Origin of the sequence: Pseudomonas sp. BF-B-15, from assembly GCF_019946675.1 — a bacterium.
Lineage (GTDB): Bacteria > Pseudomonadota > Gammaproteobacteria > Pseudomonadales > Pseudomonadaceae > Aquipseudomonas > Aquipseudomonas migulae.
In genome coordinates this window covers 1-14885 of sequence record NZ_JAGYFZ010000130.1, presented here as the reverse complement: position 1 = coordinate 14885, position 14885 = coordinate 1, and the positions used below count along the sequence as shown (strand labels likewise).

General features: G+C 61.3%; 13 protein-coding genes and 1 pseudogene. 10 read left to right on the top strand and 4 right to left on the bottom strand.

What is annotated here, in order from left to right; all coding sequences use genetic code 11:
• The 10 genes and pseudogenes from KGA97_RS26700 to KGA97_RS26655 all read left to right on the top strand — a co-directional run.
• Positions 1 to 208, top strand: a pseudogene (locus KGA97_RS26700) (hypothetical protein); the annotation flags it as partial.
• 23 nt (positions 209 to 231) lie between these two features.
• Positions 232 to 2007: a PQQ-dependent methanol/ethanol family dehydrogenase gene (locus KGA97_RS26695; RefSeq protein ID WP_223435878.1), complete on the top strand. Its 1776-nt coding sequence runs from the start codon at positions 232 to 234 to the stop codon at positions 2005 to 2007.
• A gap of 253 nt (positions 2008 to 2260) precedes the next feature.
• The gene (locus tag KGA97_RS26690) at positions 2261 to 3781 is read left to right on the top strand and encodes an aldehyde dehydrogenase family protein (RefSeq protein ID WP_008024867.1); all 1521 of its coding nucleotides are present in this window, start codon (positions 2261 to 2263) and stop codon (positions 3779 to 3781) included.
• A 223-nt stretch (positions 3782 to 4004) separates the two neighbouring features.
• Positions 4005 to 4076, top strand: coding sequence for a pyrroloquinoline quinone precursor peptide PqqA (pqqA, locus tag KGA97_RS26685; RefSeq protein ID WP_003253598.1), 72 nt, complete (start codon positions 4005 to 4007; stop codon positions 4074 to 4076).
• Between the two features lie 55 nt (positions 4077 to 4131).
• Positions 4132 to 5046 carry a pyrroloquinoline quinone biosynthesis protein PqqB gene (gene pqqB, locus KGA97_RS26680; RefSeq protein WP_207285642.1) on the top strand — a complete coding sequence of 305 codons (915 nt, stop codon included), beginning with the start codon at positions 4132 to 4134 and terminating at the stop codon, positions 5044 to 5046.
• Positions 5047 to 5164: 118 nt separating this feature from the next.
• Positions 5165 to 5917, top strand: a complete 753-nt coding sequence (pqqC, locus tag KGA97_RS26675; protein ID WP_192227446.1) for a pyrroloquinoline-quinone synthase PqqC — start codon at positions 5165 to 5167, stop codon at positions 5915 to 5917.
• Positions 5914 to 6186, top strand: a complete 273-nt coding sequence (gene pqqD / locus KGA97_RS26670; protein WP_008024861.1) for a pyrroloquinoline quinone biosynthesis peptide chaperone PqqD — start codon at positions 5914 to 5916, stop codon at positions 6184 to 6186. Before pqqC ends, pqqD begins: the two co-directional genes overlap by 4 nt.
• Positions 6164 to 7306, top strand: a complete 1143-nt coding sequence (pqqE, locus tag KGA97_RS26665; protein WP_008036765.1) for a pyrroloquinoline quinone biosynthesis protein PqqE — start codon at positions 6164 to 6166, stop codon at positions 7304 to 7306. The genes pqqD and pqqE overlap by 23 nt, the downstream gene beginning before the upstream one ends.
• 195 nt (positions 7307 to 7501) lie before the next feature.
• The gene (ercA, locus tag KGA97_RS26660; protein WP_008024858.1) at positions 7502 to 8665 is read left to right on the top strand and encodes an alcohol dehydrogenase-like regulatory protein ErcA; all 1164 of its coding nucleotides are present in this window, start codon (positions 7502 to 7504) and stop codon (positions 8663 to 8665) included.
• Positions 8649 to 10376 (top strand): NahK/ErcS family hybrid sensor histidine kinase/response regulator, encoded by a 1728-nt coding sequence (locus tag KGA97_RS26655; RefSeq protein WP_223481808.1) that lies wholly within the window; start codon positions 8649 to 8651, stop codon positions 10374 to 10376. Before ercA ends, KGA97_RS26655 begins: the two co-directional genes overlap by 17 nt.
• Here KGA97_RS26655 and KGA97_RS26650 read toward each other — a convergent pair.
• The 4 genes from KGA97_RS26650 to KGA97_RS26635 all read right to left on the bottom strand — a co-directional run bounded on the left by KGA97_RS26650 (position 10361) and on the right by KGA97_RS26635 (position 14698).
• Positions 10361 to 11239 (bottom strand): aldose 1-epimerase, encoded by an 879-nt coding sequence (locus KGA97_RS26650; protein ID WP_223481807.1) that lies wholly within the window; start codon positions 11237 to 11239, stop codon positions 10361 to 10363. The two genes, KGA97_RS26655 and KGA97_RS26650, sit on opposite strands and share 16 nt — an antisense overlap.
• 129 nt (positions 11240 to 11368) lie before the next feature.
• Positions 11369 to 12256, bottom strand: coding sequence for an SMP-30/gluconolactonase/LRE family protein (locus KGA97_RS26645; protein ID WP_223481806.1), 888 nt, complete (start codon positions 12254 to 12256; stop codon positions 11369 to 11371).
• A gap of 52 nt (positions 12257 to 12308) precedes the next feature.
• Positions 12309 to 13127, bottom strand: a complete 819-nt coding sequence (locus tag KGA97_RS26640; protein WP_008024848.1) for an NAD-dependent epimerase/dehydratase family protein — start codon at positions 13125 to 13127, stop codon at positions 12309 to 12311.
• Positions 13128 to 13399: 272 nt separating this feature from the next.
• Complete coding sequence (locus tag KGA97_RS26635; RefSeq protein ID WP_008024846.1) at positions 13400 to 14698, bottom strand: OprD family porin; 1299 nt, start codon at positions 14696 to 14698, stop codon at positions 13400 to 13402.
• Between the last annotated feature and the right edge of the window lie 187 nt (positions 14699 to 14885).

Sequence of the window (14885 nt, the reverse complement as noted above, 5' to 3'; positions counted from 1 at the left end):
CGCAAAACCTGTAGGAGCCAGCTTGCTGGCGATGGCGATTTCATGGGCGCCATCGCCAGCAAGCTGGCTCCTACAGGGTTGGGGCGTTCAAAAAACCGATGTCAGACCCGGTACTAAGGAACTAGCAATCTCAGCACTGCGGGCAATTGTTGCAAGGGCGGCGGCGCCCAAGAATCTGCACCAGACCGGGAAAATTTCCCGGGTATAACAATAACCGCAGAGGCAGCCGTCATGACCCAACCCGCACGTCGCCAACCCTTCGTCTTGAGCCTGTTGCTCAGTGCCATGCTGTTGTCCGGCACCGCATTGGCCGCCGTCACCGACCAGGACATTCTCCAGGACCCCAAGAACCCGGAGCAGGTCGTCACCAACGGTCTGGGCGTCCAGGGTCAGCGCTACAGCCCGCTCGACACCCTCAACGTCAACAACGTGAAAGACTTGCGGCCAGTCTGGGCCTTCTCCTTCGGCGGCGAAAAACAACGCGGTCAGCAAGCGCAACCGATGATCAAGGACGGCGTGATGTACATGACCGGTTCCTACTCGCGGGTGTTTGCGGTGGATGCGCGCACCGGCAAGAAACTCTGGCAATACGATGCGCGTCTGCCCGATGACATCCGCCCGTGCTGTGACGTGATCAACCGGGGCGTGGCGCTGTATGGCGACCTGGTGATTTTCGGCACCCTCGACGCCAAGCTCGTGGCCCTGAACAAAGACACCGGCAAAGTGGTGTGGAGCAAGAAGGTCGCCGACCACAAGGAAGGCTATTCGATCAGCGCCGCGCCGCTGGTGATCAACGGCAAACTGATTACCGGCGTGGCCGGTGGCGAGTTCGGCGTGGTGGGCAAGATCGAAGCCTACGACCCGAAAAACGGTGATCTGTTGTGGACCCGGCCAACCGTCGAGGGCCACATGGGCTATGTCTACAAGGACGGCAAAGCGGTAGAGAACGGCATCTCCGGTGGCGAAGCAGGCAAGACCTGGCCCGGCGATCTGTGGAAAACCGGCGGCGCCGCCCCTTGGCTCGGCGGCTACTACGACCCGGAAACCAATCTGCTGCTGTTCGGCACCGGCAACCCGGCGCCGTGGAACTCGCACCTGCGCCCTGGCGACAACCTTTACTCGTCGTCACGCCTGGCGCTGAATCCGGACGACGGCACCATCAAATGGCACTTCCAGAGCACGCCCCACGACGGTTGGGACTATGACGGCGTGAACGAACTGGTGTCGTTCAACTACACCGATGGCGGCAAAGAAATCAAAGCCGCCGCGACTGCGGACCGTAACGGCTTCTTCTATGTGCTGGACCGCACTAACGGCAAGTTCATTCGCGGCTTCCCCTTCGTCGACAAGATCACCTGGGCCACTGGCCTCGATAAACAAGGCCGGCCGATCTACAACGAAGCCAGCCGTCCCGGCGCACCGGGCACCGAAGCCAAGGGCAGTTCGGTGTTCGTCGCGCCGGCGTTCCTCGGCGCGAAAAACTGGATGCCGATGGCCTACAACAAGGACACCGGGTTGTTCTACGTACCGTCCAACGAGTGGGGCATGGACATCTGGAACGAAGGCATCGCCTACAAGAAAGGCGCGGCGTTCCTCGGTGCCGGTTTCACCATCAAACCCTTGAACGAAGACTACATCGGCGTGCTGCGCGCCATCGACCCGAAAACCGGCAAGGAAGTCTGGCGTCACAAGAACTTCGCGCCGCTGTGGGGCGGGGTGCTGACCACCAAGGGCAACCTGGTGTTCACCGGCACGCCGGAAGGTTTCCTCCAGGCGTTTAATGCCAAGACCGGTGAGAAAGTCTGGGAATTCCAGACTGGCTCCGGCGTGCTTGGTTCGCCGGTTACCTGGGAAATGGACGGCGAGCAGTACGTCTCGGTGCTGTCCGGTTGGGGCGGTGCTGTTCCGCTGTGGGGCGGTGAAGTGGCCAAGCGCGTGAAGGACTTCAACCAGGGCGGCATGCTCTGGACCTTCAAGTTGCCGAAAGACCTGGTGGCCAAGCACTAACCCCAGATCCACCACATAACCCCTGTGGGAGCGAGCCTGCTCGCGATAGCGGTGTGTCAGTCATAGCAATTCTGGCTGAACAGACGCCATCGCCGGCAAGCCGGTCTCACTCCTACAGGGGAATGCGTGAAACCTACTACCAAATAACGAGAGCCCCCCCTGCCAACGGCGCATTCGTCTGGCACGCGGGGCTCTCTACTATCGGTTCATCGCCTGTTTGCCCGACAGGCATCGACCCAGACAGAGGCCCATCATGATCTACGCACAACCCGGAACACCCGGCGCCGTCGTTTCCTTCAAACCGCGCTACGGCAACTTCATCGGCGGCGAGTTCGTCGCACCGGTCAACGGCGAGTACTTCACCAACACCTCGCCGGTAACCGGTGAAGTGATCGCCGAGTTCCCGCGCTCCAGCGCCGCCGACATCGAAAGGGCGCTCGACGCCGCCCACGCCGCTGCCGATGCCTGGGGCAAAACCTCGGCGCAGGACCGCTCGCTGGTGCTGCTGAAAATCGCCGATCGCATCGAACAAAACCTCGAAATTCTTGCCGTCACCGAAACCTGGGACAACGGCAAGGCCGTGCGCGAAACCCTCAACGCCGACGTGCCGCTGGCCGCCGACCACTTCCGTTACTTCGCCGGTTGCATCCGTGCACAGGAAGGCGGCGCCGCCGAAATCAACGAGCTGACCACCGCCTATCATTTTCACGAGCCATTGGGCGTGGTCGGGCAGATCATCCCGTGGAACTTCCCGCTGCTGATGGCCGCGTGGAAACTCGCCCCGGCCCTGGCGGCCGGCAACTGCATCGTGCTCAAGCCTGCCGAGCAGACACCGCTGTCGATCATGGTCTTCGCCGAACTGATCGCCGACTTGCTGCCGGCCGGCGTGCTCAACATCGTGCAAGGTTTCGGTCGCGAAGCCGGTGAGGCACTGGCCACCAGCAAACGTATCGCCAAGATCGCCTTCACCGGCTCCACCCCGGTGGGCGCGCACATCATGCATTGCGCTGCCGAGAACATTATTCCGAGCACCGTCGAACTGGGCGGCAAGTCGCCGAACATCTTCTTCGAAGACATCATGAACGCCGAGCCACAGTTCATCGAGAAAGCCGCCGAGGGCCTGGTGCTTGCCTTCTTCAACCAGGGCGAAGTCTGCACCTGCCCGTCGCGTGCGCTGGTGCAAGAGTCGATCTACGAACCGTTCATGGCCGAGGTGATGAAGAAGATCGTCAAGATCAAACGCGGCAACCCGCTGGACACCGACACCATGGTCGGCGCCCAGGCGTCGGAGCAGCAATACGACAAGATTCTCTCGTACCTGAAAATTGCCCAGGAGGAGGGCGCCGAGCTGCTCACCGGCGGCGCGGCGGAACGTCTTGAAGGCGACTTGTCGAGCGGCTATTACATCCAGCCGACCTTGCTCAAGGGCCACAACAAGATGCGCGTGTTCCAGGAAGAAATCTTCGGCCCGGTGGTGGGCATCACCACGTTCAAGGACGAAGCCGAAGCCCTGGCGATTGCCAACGACAGCGAGTTCGGCCTCGGTGCCGGCCTGTGGACCCGCGACATCAACCGCGCGTACCGCATGGGCCGGGCGATCAAGGCCGGGCGCGTCTGGACCAACTGCTACCACCTGTACCCGGCGCATGCCGCGTTCGGTGGCTACAAGAAATCCGGTGTCGGCCGTGAGAACCACAAGATGATGCTCGACCATTATCAGCAGACCAAAAACCTGCTGGTGAGCTACGACATTAATCCGCTGGGGTTCTTCTAACCTCGCGCGAAACCGTGTGATGGCTTTCGCGGGCAAGCCTCGCTCCTACAGGTCAGGTGATCTGTAGGAGCGAGGCTTGCCCGCGAATGGCCGTGTCTGACACCCCGAAACACCCCCTACCAACGCACCCCACAACCTCCTTCGAAAGTAGCATTCGGGCGCCTGCCGCCCCGTGCATTAATGGCTTTACCGGAATCGTCCGGCACAAGAAGAGGAATGACCCATGTGGACTAAACCCGCGTTTACCGATCTGCGCATTGGCTTCGAAGTGACGATGTATTTCGCCAACCGCTGATTGTCCACCCGGCCAGCCGCTGCGTTGGCCGGGCCTGCCTTCTGGAGCATCGCCCATGCACATTCGCGTTCTCGGTTCCGCCGCTGGCGGTGGTTTTCCGCAGTGGAACTGCAACTGTCGCCAGTGCGCCGGTATGCGCAATGGCAGCCTGCGCGCGCTACGTCGCACGCAATCCTCCATTGCCCTGAGCGACAACGGTGTGGACTGGGTGCTGTGCAATGCCTCCCCGGATATTCGCGCGCAACTCGAGAGTTTCGCGCCGCTGCAACCGGCACGCCGTTTGCGCGACACGGCCATTGCCGGCGTGGTCCTGATGGACAGCCAGATCGACCATTGCACCGGCCTGTTGAGCCTGCGCGAAGGCTGCCCGCATTCGGTGTGGTGCACCGAGCGGGTTCATGAAGACCTGAGCAGCGGCTTTCCATTGTTCACCATGCTCAAGCACTGGAATGGCGGTTTGCAGTGGCAACCGATCGGGCTCGACCGCCAGCCGTTCAGCATCGCGGCCTGCGAACAGTTGCAGTTTCGGGCCATTCCGCTGGTCAGCAATGCTCCGCCGTATTCACCGAATCGGGGCAACCCACAGCCAGGCGACACCATTGGCTTGTTTATCGAAGACCGGCGCACGGGCGCTTCGTTGTTCTATGCGCCGGGCCTCGGGCAAATCGATGACGAGGTGTTGAGCTGGATGCAGCGTGCCGATTGCCTGTTGCTGGATGGCACGTTGTGGCGCGATGACGAAATGCGCGTCTGTGAAGTCGGCCAGAGCCTGGGCAGCGAGATGGGGCATCTGCCGCAGAGTGGGGCGGGCGGGATGCTGGAGGTGTTGGAGGGTTTTACTCGTCAGCGCAAGGTGCTGATCCACATTAACAACACCAACCCGATCCTCGACGAAGACTCGGCTGAGCGGGCGTTGCTGGAGCGGCGGGGGATCGAGGTGGCTTATGACGGCATGGGCATTGTGTTGTAGCGGATGACGCCTTCGCGGGCAAGCCTCGCTCCTACAGGTACAGCGTGGTCCTTGTAGGAGCGAGGCTTGCCCGCGAAGGCGCCAGACCAGACACCGCAAATCCTCCAGGAGACCTGCAATGACTGATACAGCGATGAACCCCACCGAATTCGAACAGGCCCTGCGCGCCAAAGGCGCGTACTACCACATCCATCACCCGTTCCACCAAGCCATGTACGCCGGTCGTGCCAGTCGCGAGCAGATTCAAGGCTGGGTCGCCAACCGCTTCTACTACCAGATCAACATTCCGCTCAAGGACGCCGCCATCCTCGCCAACTGCCCGGACCGCGACGTGCGTCGCGAGTGGCTGCAACGGATTCTCGACCACGACGGCGTGCCTGGCAGCGAAGGCGGTATCGAAGCCTGGCTGCGCCTCGGTGAAGCGGTGGGCCTGGATCGTGAGCAGATTCTGTCCCAGGAACTGGTATTGCCCGGTGTACGTTTCGCCGTGGACGCCTATGTCAATTTCGCCCGGCGCGCCTGCTGGCAGGAAGCGGCCAGCAGTTCGCTGACCGAGCTGTTCGCCCCGCAGATCCACCAGTCGCGGCTCGACGCCTGGCCAGCGCATTACCCGTGGATCGACGTCGCCGGTTACGACTATTTTCGCACACGCTTGAGTCAGGCGCGGCGCGATGTCGAGCACGGTTTGCGTATTACTCTGGCGCACTACGTCACCGTCGAAGCCCAGCAGCGCATGCTGGAAATCCTCCAGTTCAAGCTCGACGTGCTGTGGAGCATGCTCGACGCCATGAGCATGGCCTATGAGCTGGAACGCCCGCCGTATCACACGGTGACCAGCGAACGCGTCTGGCATCGGGGGATCGCCTTGTGAGCCCGATCAATCGTGCGCAGTCACCGGCATTGCGCCGGGGTTTTCGGCTGCAGTGGGAACCTCGTCAGGACTGCCACGTGCTGCTGTACCCCGAAGGCATGATCAAACTCAACGCCAGTGCCGGGCAGATTCTCGACCTGCTGGACGGTCAACGCAGTGTGGCGGCGATCATTGATTTGCTCTCCGCGAGTTTTCCCGGTGTGCCGGGGATCGACGAGGATGTGCTGGCGTTTCTGGAGGTGGCCCATGCTCAATTCTGGATCGAATGATGCGCCGCCGGGGCCACCGCTGTGGCTGCTGGCGGAGCTGACTTATCGCTGCCCGTTGCAATGCCCCTATTGCTCAAATCCATTGGATTTCGCCCAGCAAGGCGCAGAGCTGAGCACTGACGAATGGATTCGCGTGTTCCGCGAAGCGCGCGCGATGGGCGCTGCGCAACTGGGGTTTTCTGGCGGTGAGCCGTTGGTGCGCCAGGACCTGGCGGAGCTGATAAAAGCCGCACGGGACATGGGTTACTACACCAACCTGATCACCTCGGGCATCGGCCTGACCGAGCAGAAAGTCCATGATTTCAAGGTCGCCGGGCTCGACCATATCCAGATCAGCTTCCAGGCCGCCGACGAGGCGGTCAACAACATGCTCGCCGGTTCGCGCAAGGCGTTCGCGCAGAAACTCGCCATGGCCCGCGCGGTGAAAGCCCAGGGTTATCCGATGGTGCTGAATTTCGTAACCCATCGGCACAACATCGACCGCATCGACCGCATCATCGACTTGTGTCTGGAGCTGGAAGCGGATTTTGTCGAGCTGGCCACGTGTCAGTTTTATGGGTGGGCCGAGCTCAATCGCGTGGGCCTGTTGCCGACCCGCGAGCAATTGCAGCGCGCCGAACGCATCACTAATGAATACCGCGAACGGCTTGAAGCGCAGGGGCATCCGTGCAAGTTGATCTTCGTCACCCCGGATTACTACGAAGAACGCCCCAAGACCTGCATGAACGGCTGGGCCAATCTGTTTCTCGACATCACCCCGGACGGCACGGCGTTGCCCTGTCATAGCGCCCGGCAATTGCCGGTGACATTCCCCAATGTGCGCGAACACAGCATCGAGCACATCTGGAACGACTCCTTCGGTTTCAACCGCTTCCGTGGCGACGACTGGATGAAGGAGCCGTGCCGCTCCTGCGATGAAAAACACAAGGACCTGGGTGGCTGCCGCTGCCAGGCGTTCATGCTGACCGGCGATGCCGCCAATGCCGACCCGGTGTGCAGCAAGTCACCGCACCATGGCGTGATCCTCAAGGCTCGCGAGGAGGCCGAAGCGCCGGGGCAGGGCATGGAGCACCTGACCTTGCGCAATGAGAAGGCCTCCCGCTTGATCTACCGCGGATGAATCAAGTAACACTCCCCCCTGTAGGAGCCAGCTTGCTGGCGATGAGGCCCGCGAGCCATACATCACCAGTACGGCCGCCATCGCCGGCAAGCCGGCTCCTACAGGGAATCTGACTACCCATTGGTCTGATTGCATTCACAGCCGGATGGGTTAGTGTGGTTCTTACCTTCCAAAACAATAAAAACAGGCTTTCCAATGAGCCAGAGTCTCAGCCAGCTGCGTAAATTCGTTTCGCCTGAAATCATCTTCGGTGCCGGTTGCCGGCACAACGTCGGCAACTATGCCAAGACCTTTGGCGCGCGCAAGGTCCTGGTGGTCAGCGACCCCGGCGTCATTGCCGCCGGTTGGGTTGCCGATGTCGAGGCCAGCCTGCAGGCTCAGGGCATCGATTACTTTTTGTATAGCGACGTTTCGCCCAACCCGCGTGTCGAGGAAGTCATGCTCGGTGCCGAGTTGTACCGGGAAAACCACTGCGACGTGATCGTCGCCGTCGGTGGCGGCAGCCCGATGGATTGCGGCAAGGGCATCGGCATTGTCGTCGCTCACGGGCGCAGCATCCTCGAGTTCGAAGGGGTGGACACCATCAGCGTGCCCAGCCCGCCACTGATCCTGATCCCGACCACCGCCGGCACCTCGGCGGACGTCTCGCAATTCGTGATCATCTCCAACCAGCAAGAGCGCATGAAATTCTCCATCGTCAGTAAAGCGGTGGTGCCGGACGTGTCGCTGATCGACCCGGAAACCACCCTGAGCATGGACCCGTTCCTGTCGGCCTGTACCGGCATCGACGCGTTGGTGCATGCCATCGAAGCCTTTGTTTCTACGGGACACGGGCCACTGACCGACCCCCATGCGCTGGAAGCCATGCGCCTGATCAACGGCAACCTGGTGCAAATGATCGCCAACCCGACGGACATCGCCCTGCGCGAGAAAATCATGCTCGGCAGCATGCAGGCCGGGCTGGCGTTCTCCAATGCGATCCTCGGCGCGGTGCACGCCATGTCTCACAGCCTCGGTGGCTTCCTCGATTTGCCCCATGGCCTGTGCAACGCGGTGTTGGTGGAGCACGTGGTGGCCTTCAATTACAGCTCGGCGCCGGAACGCTTCAAGGTGATTGCCGAGACGTTCGGCATCGATTGCCGTGGCCTCAATCACCGGCAGATCTGTGGGCGGCTGGTTGAACATCTGATCGCGTTGAAACACGCCATCGGCTTCCACGAAACCCTCGGCTTGCACGGCGTCAGCACGGCGGACATCCCGTTCCTGTCGCAACATGCCATGCACGACCCGTGCATCCTGACCAACCCGCGTGAATCCAGTCAGCGTGATGTCGAGGTCGTCTATGGCGAAGCCCTCTGACGAGCAACAGGCGGCGCTGGCCGGCTTGCTCGGATTGGGCAGCCATTCGGCGCGCAAGAGCCATTACCCGGAACTGGCCGCCCGCCTGGAAGACCTGGAAACCGAGCGCAATCGCTACAAGTGGTTGTTCGAGCACGCGGTCTACGGGATTTTCCAGGCCAGCCTCGACGGCGGCATGCGGGCAGCCAACACGGCGCTGGCACGCATGCTCGGCTATCAGGACCCGCAAGACGTGATGTTTTCCAAGGCAGACCTGGCCAGCCAGCTGTTCGTCGGCGGTGAGCAGGAGCTGGAAAACATCGGCGAGATCCTTCGGCATCAAGGCAGCCTGCATGGTTACGAAACCCAGTTGCGCCGCCAGGACGGCAGCAGCGTCGATGTGCTGATGAACCTGTTGCTCAGGCCCGATAAGGAACAACTGGTGGAGGGGTTTGTCGCCGACATCACCGAGCGCAAACAGGCCCAGCAACGGTTGCAACAGCTCAATGACGAACTGGAGCAACGCGTCACCGCGCGCACCGACGAATTGCTCGAAGCCAACCGCAACCTGCAGCAACAGATCACCCAGCGTAAACAGATCGCCGAAGCCTTGCGCGATGCCCGTGATGCCGCCGAGGCCGCCAATCGCAGCAAGGACAAATACCTCGCCGCTGCCAGTCATGACCTGCTGCAACCGCTGAACGCTGCGCGTTTGCTGATTTCGACCTTGCGTGAGCGCAAACTGCCGGACGTCGAACAGGTGCTGGTCGAACGCACGCATCAGGCCCTGGAAGGGGCGGAAGATTTGCTCACCGATTTGCTGGACATCTCCCGGCTCGATCAAGCGGCGGTCAAACCGGATGTCGCGTTGTACCGCCTCGATGAATTGCTCGGGCCGCTGGTGTCGGAATTCCAGTCAGTGGCCGACGCGGCCGGGCTGCGCTTGCGCGTGCACATGGGCGATTACGCCATTCGCACCGACCTGCGCCTGATGACGCGCATCCTTCGCAATTTCCTCAGCAACGCCTGTCGCTATACCGACCAGGGCAGCATCCTGCTCGGGGCCCGGCGTCGCGGTGACAGGCTGCGTCTGGAAGTCTGGGACACCGGGCGCGGGATCCCGGCGGATCGCCTCGACTCGATCTTCCTTGAATTCAATCAACTGGACGTCGGCCGCGCCGCCGACCGCAAAGGTGTGGGGCTGGGGTTGGCGATCGTCGAGCGCATCGCCAAGATTCTCGACTACCGGGTCCAGGTGCATTCGCTGCCGGGACGCGGCTCGATGTTCAGCATTGAGGTGCCGATTTCCCGTGAGGTTCCGTTACCCATCAGCCTCGCGGCGCCCCAGCCGGGCACGGGCAACCCGCTGCCGGGCCGGCGTTTGCTGGTGTTGGACAACGAGGTCAGCATTCTGCAAAGCATGAGCGCGCTGCTCGGGCAATGGGGCTGCGAAGTGGTCACCGCCACCGACGAAACCTCGGCGCTGGCCGCGTTGCAGGGCCACGCGCCGGAGCTGATTCTGGCGGATTACCACCTCGATCATGGGGTGGTGGGGTGTGAGGTGGTCCGGCATTTGCGTGAGCATTTCAGCCAGACGATACCGGCGGTGATCATCACCGCCGACCGCACCGATCAGTGCCGCCGCTCCTTGCAGCGACTGGATGCGCCGTTGCTGAACAAACCGGTGAAACCCGGCAAGTTGCGTGCGGTGCTGAGTCAGCTGTTGGGGTAGGCGCGGTATTGCAGGCTGAAACCCAGTTCGGCGGATTGACCTTGTTCCAGCAATACCAGCCCCGGCCGACCGGGCAAGTGGTGCGCATTGACCGGATGGCTCACCGGTTCGATGCAGAAAAACCCCAGGTCCACCGGGCAGTAGAGCAGGAAGTAATCGCTGCCGCTGGCCTGGCATTCCAGTTCATAACCGAGGTCGGGTTGCTGGATCAGGCAATGGCCATCCCATTGGCAGAAACCGTTGTCGACCAGCGTGTCGGGCAGGTCCTTGAGCTGGCGAAAATCCCACTCGGCAGGCAACGAACCGAGTCGGGTTGGCAGTTTCGAGGCGTCGCACCACCACACCTGCTCAGCCTTGGCCTGTAACCGAGTGCCGGCGGTACGCGGCAAGTACGGATGCAGCCCCAAACCATGCCACGCGGCGCGCTCGGTCAGATGCGTGACGTGCAACCCGATGCTCAGTTTGCCCTGGCTCAAATGAAAACGCTGCCGGGCGCGATAGGCGAACGGCCTGGTGCTGTCGAGTTGCAGGACGACTTCATCGCGGGTCTGCGAAACCACCTGCCACGGTTGTTGCCAGGCGCTGCCGTGAATCGGCAGGGGATCGGTGAGGCTGTTGGGCTCAAGCGCGAGCCAGCCGTCCGGGCGATCGAAACCACCGTCGGAAATGCGGTTGGACCATGGCACCAGCGGAAAACAGCCGAGCTTGCCCGGCAGACCGGTGTTCAGCGCGTGCGCGTCACTGTGGCGCAACAGCGGCTGCCCCGAACTGTTGACGGTCCAGTTGACGATGCTGCCACCGGTTTCGGGGGCGAGGGTGAGGTGGGTGAATTCGTCTTCGAGTTCGAGCAGTGTTGGCGTCATGGTGACCTGCGAAATCTATGAATGCGTGGACTATCCGTAGGAGCCAGGCTTGCCGGCGAAGGCGATCTCAAGGACGCCTTCGCCGGCAAGCCTGGCTCCTACAGGTACAGCGTTGTCTGGCGAATTCGATCAGTGGCTGAAAAGGGGTTCCGGCAAACCTTTTACCCCAGGATCAAGGGCGAACACACCGCCCGCCAGTGACTGTTCGTCATGGTCGTCGCCGGGGCGGATCGAGGTCACGAACAGGGTGTCCAGTCGACTGCCACCAAAGGCGCACATGGTCGGCTTTTTCACCGGTACGGTGAGGGAGCGGTCCAGGCGTCCGTCGGGGGTGAAACGGTGAATCAGCCCGGCATCGTTGGCGCAAATCCAATAGCAGCCTTCGGCATCCACGGCAGCGCCATCGGGGCGACCGCAGAAGTGATTCATGTCGACGAACAGCCGACGGTTTGTCGGCGTACCGCTGTCGATGTCGTAATCGAAGGCCCAGATTTGCTGGGCCAGGGGATGCGAGTCAGACAGGTACATCGTGCGCCCGTCCGGGCTGAAGCCCAGGCCGTTGGGGACGATGAATCCTGAAAGTAGCGCGTTGAGCGGCCCGCGCTGCCCGTCGGCGTAGCGATACAGCGCACCGTCGGCCGCGTTGGCGCCCATGTTCAACACCATGCTGCCGGCCCAGAAACGCCCCTGACGGTCGCAGCGACCATCGTTGAGGCGCATGTCGGTGCGCGGGTGATCGACGTGGGCCAGCAACTCACTGTCGAGGCTGCCGTCATTGTGCGGCTGGAGGCGGAAGAATCCGCTTTCCATCCCGGCGACCCAGCTGCCATCGCGGTGACGCGCGATGCAGGCGAGCATCTCCGGCGCCGTCCAGGCCTCGACATGCCCGGTTTCGGCGCTCCAGCGTTGCAGGCCCCCGGCGGGAATATCGACCCAGTACAGGGCGTTTTCTTCCGGGACCCAGACCGGGCTTTCACCGACCGTGTTGCGGGCATCGACAATCAATTCGGCTTGCATGGCAACTCATTCCCTGGGTTTTTGTTGTGGGGATCAAGTGAACAGCGCTGACTCAATCGCCGAACGGACCGGACGCGACAAACGCGCCACCCTGGTAAACCATCGCCGGGTCATCAGCGGCCGGCATCGGCTGGGCGTCGATTTTTGCACGGAACACTTCAGAGGTGTCCTGCGGTGCATAACCCAGCGCGGTGGCGTAGCGGTTGTCCCACCAGAGATTTTTGTTGTCGGAAGCGCCATAGACCACGGTGTGGCCGACGTTCGGCGCGTACAGGGAACGTTCGATCAGTTGGGTCAGGTCGCCGAAGCTCAGCCAGGTGCTCATCATTCGGCGGTTTAGCGGTTCCGGGAACGAGGAGCCGATACGGATGCTGACGGTCTCGATGCCGTAGCGATCGAAGTAGAAGCTGGCCATGTCTTCGCCATAGGACTTGGACAAACCGTAGTAGCTGTCCGGGCGGCGAGGGGATCGGCCGTCAATCACTTCATCCTGTTTGTAGAAACCGATGACGTGGTTGGAACTGGCGAAAATCACCCGCTTGACGCCATGACGGCGCGCCGCTTCGTAGATGTGGAACACACCGCAGATGTTGGCGCCGAGGATGTCTTCGAACGAATGCTCTGTCGACACGCCGCCGAAGTGCAGGATCGCGTCCACGCCTTCGACCAGGTGATGCACGGCTTGCTTGTCCGCGAGGTCGCAGGTCACGACTTCTTCGCGGTCATCAATGGCGGGGGCGATGTCGGCGATGTCCGACAGGCGAATGACCTTGGCGTAAGGGCGCAGGCGTTCGCGCAGCACTTTACCGAGGCCACCGGCGGCACCGGTCAGCAGCAGGCGATTGAAAGGGGCTTGGGAAGTGGTGGTCATGGAAGTTCCTGGGCGCGAAATTATTGTTGTTGAGTTCGTTGTAGGTTGTCGTACGACTGTGCCGAAGTATCGTTAGGGTTTCCGGGTCTTGTCAACGCAACTTTGGTCAAAAAAGACGGAGGGTTACCTGGCAAGAACGCTATCCCTTGTAGGAGCCGGCTTGCTGGCGATGGACGTTAACGATCACGCGTAATAACTGGATATACGCGTCGCCCTTGAGTTCATCGCCAGCAAGCCGGCTCCTACAGGTTTTGGATCAGCCGGGAAGCGTATTACAACAACGAAATCGGGTAGTTGATGATAATGCGGTTTTCATCGAACTCGTTGTTGCTGAAGTCTTTGCGAATGCTCGCGTTGCGCCATTTGACGTTGAGGTTCTTCAGCACGCCGCTCTGTATGGTGTAGGCCAGTTCCGATTCGCGGCCCCATTCCTTGCCGTCGGTGATAGCGCCGGTGTGCACGTTATCGCCGCTGATGTAGCGGTTCATCATCGTCAGGCCGGGAATGCCCAGGGCGACGAAGTTGTAGTCATGACGCAGTTGCCAGGATTTTTCCCTGGCGTTGTCGTAGCTGGAGTTGTAGCTGTCATTGGCCAGGGTGCCGCCACTGGTGCCGTTGACGCGCATCCACGCATTGTCGCCGGTGAGCTTTTGCAGGCCGACGTAAAAGGTGTTGCCGCCGTATTTGGCAGACAGCATGGCGAACGTGGTTTTGTTGTCCAGGTCACCGGCCAGGGCACTGCCATCTTCCTTGCCGTTGAAGAAGCCGAGGTTGGCGCCGAGGGTCCAGTCGCCGATGGGTTGGCTGTGGCTCAGGTTGAAATACTGCTGCTGATAAATGTCGCTGAGTTCCGCGTACCACACGCCGACCTGCGTGCGCTTCTCGTTGAACAGGTATTCACCACCACCGAAGTTGAAACGGTCCGAGGTGAACGCCGCTTTGCCGTTCATGGACATGTCTTCCATGCTCGCATCGTTGCGCGGGCTGTTCTGGCGGAACTGGCCGCCGTAGAGCGTCAGGCCGCTGATCTCGGTAGAGGTCACCTGGCCACCGCGGAAGGTTTGCGGCAGGGAGCGGCCGTCATCCGAACGCAGGATCGGCAGTATCGGCATCCATTCGCCGACCTTCAATTCGGTTTTCGAGATTTTGCCTTTGAGCGCCACTCCCATCCGGCCGAAGTTGTCGGCAGGGCGACCGTCATCGTGGATCGGCAGCAGTTGCGTACCGCCGGTGCCTTTACCGCCATCGAGCTTCTGCGAGTACAGGCCCAGCACATCCACACCAAAACCGACCGGGCCTGGGGTGAATCCTGACTTGGCGTCGAGGATGAAGTTTTGCGTCCACTCTTCGGCCTTGCCTTGTGGGTAGGTCGGGTTGGTGAAGTTGCGGTTGATGTAGAAGTTGCGCAGGTTCAGCGTGGCCTTGGCGTCATCGACGAAACCTTCGGCGTGGCCGATCACAGGCATGGCGAGTACGGCCAGGCTGCTGCAACCGATCAGGCTCAGGGTATGCCGGCGTGCGAAGACAGGGCGAGAAGTGCGGATGGAGGAATTGCGGGCGAGTTTGCTCACTGTGACGTTCCCTGGGTATTTGTTGTTTTTATTTTTGTCATACGTCGTCGTACAACATCGGGGCGATTATTTGCGAGTGTTTCAGGGTATGTCAATCAGAAGTTATACGATGACTCGAATGGTCCCACACGATCCCTGTAGGAGCCGGCTTGCCGGCGATGGCGATCTCAAGTACGCCATCGCCGGC

Coding starts and splice junctions, on each gene's coding strand:
- KGA97_RS26695 (WP_223435878.1), top strand. CDS start 232: ATGACCCAACCCGCACGTCGCCAACCCTTCGTCTTGAGCCTGTTGCTC.
- KGA97_RS26690 (WP_008024867.1), top strand. CDS start 2,261: ATGATCTACGCACAACCCGGAACACCCGGCGCCGTCGTTTCCTTCAAA.
- pqqB (WP_207285642.1), top strand. CDS start 4,132: ATGCACATTCGCGTTCTCGGTTCCGCCGCTGGCGGTGGTTTTCCGCAG.
- pqqC (WP_192227446.1), top strand. CDS start 5,165: ATGACTGATACAGCGATGAACCCCACCGAATTCGAACAGGCCCTGCGC.
- pqqE (WP_008036765.1), top strand. CDS start 6,164: ATGCTCAATTCTGGATCGAATGATGCGCCGCCGGGGCCACCGCTGTGG.
- ercA (WP_008024858.1), top strand. CDS start 7,502: ATGAGCCAGAGTCTCAGCCAGCTGCGTAAATTCGTTTCGCCTGAAATC.
- KGA97_RS26655 (WP_223481808.1), top strand. CDS start 8,649: ATGGCGAAGCCCTCTGACGAGCAACAGGCGGCGCTGGCCGGCTTGCTC.
- KGA97_RS26650 (WP_223481807.1), bottom strand. CDS start 11,239: ATGACGCCAACACTGCTCGAACTCGAAGACGAATTCACCCACCTCACC.
- KGA97_RS26645 (WP_223481806.1), bottom strand. CDS start 12,256: ATGCAAGCCGAATTGATTGTCGATGCCCGCAACACGGTCGGTGAAAGC.
- KGA97_RS26640 (WP_008024848.1), bottom strand. CDS start 13,127: ATGACCACCACTTCCCAAGCCCCTTTCAATCGCCTGCTGCTGACCGGT.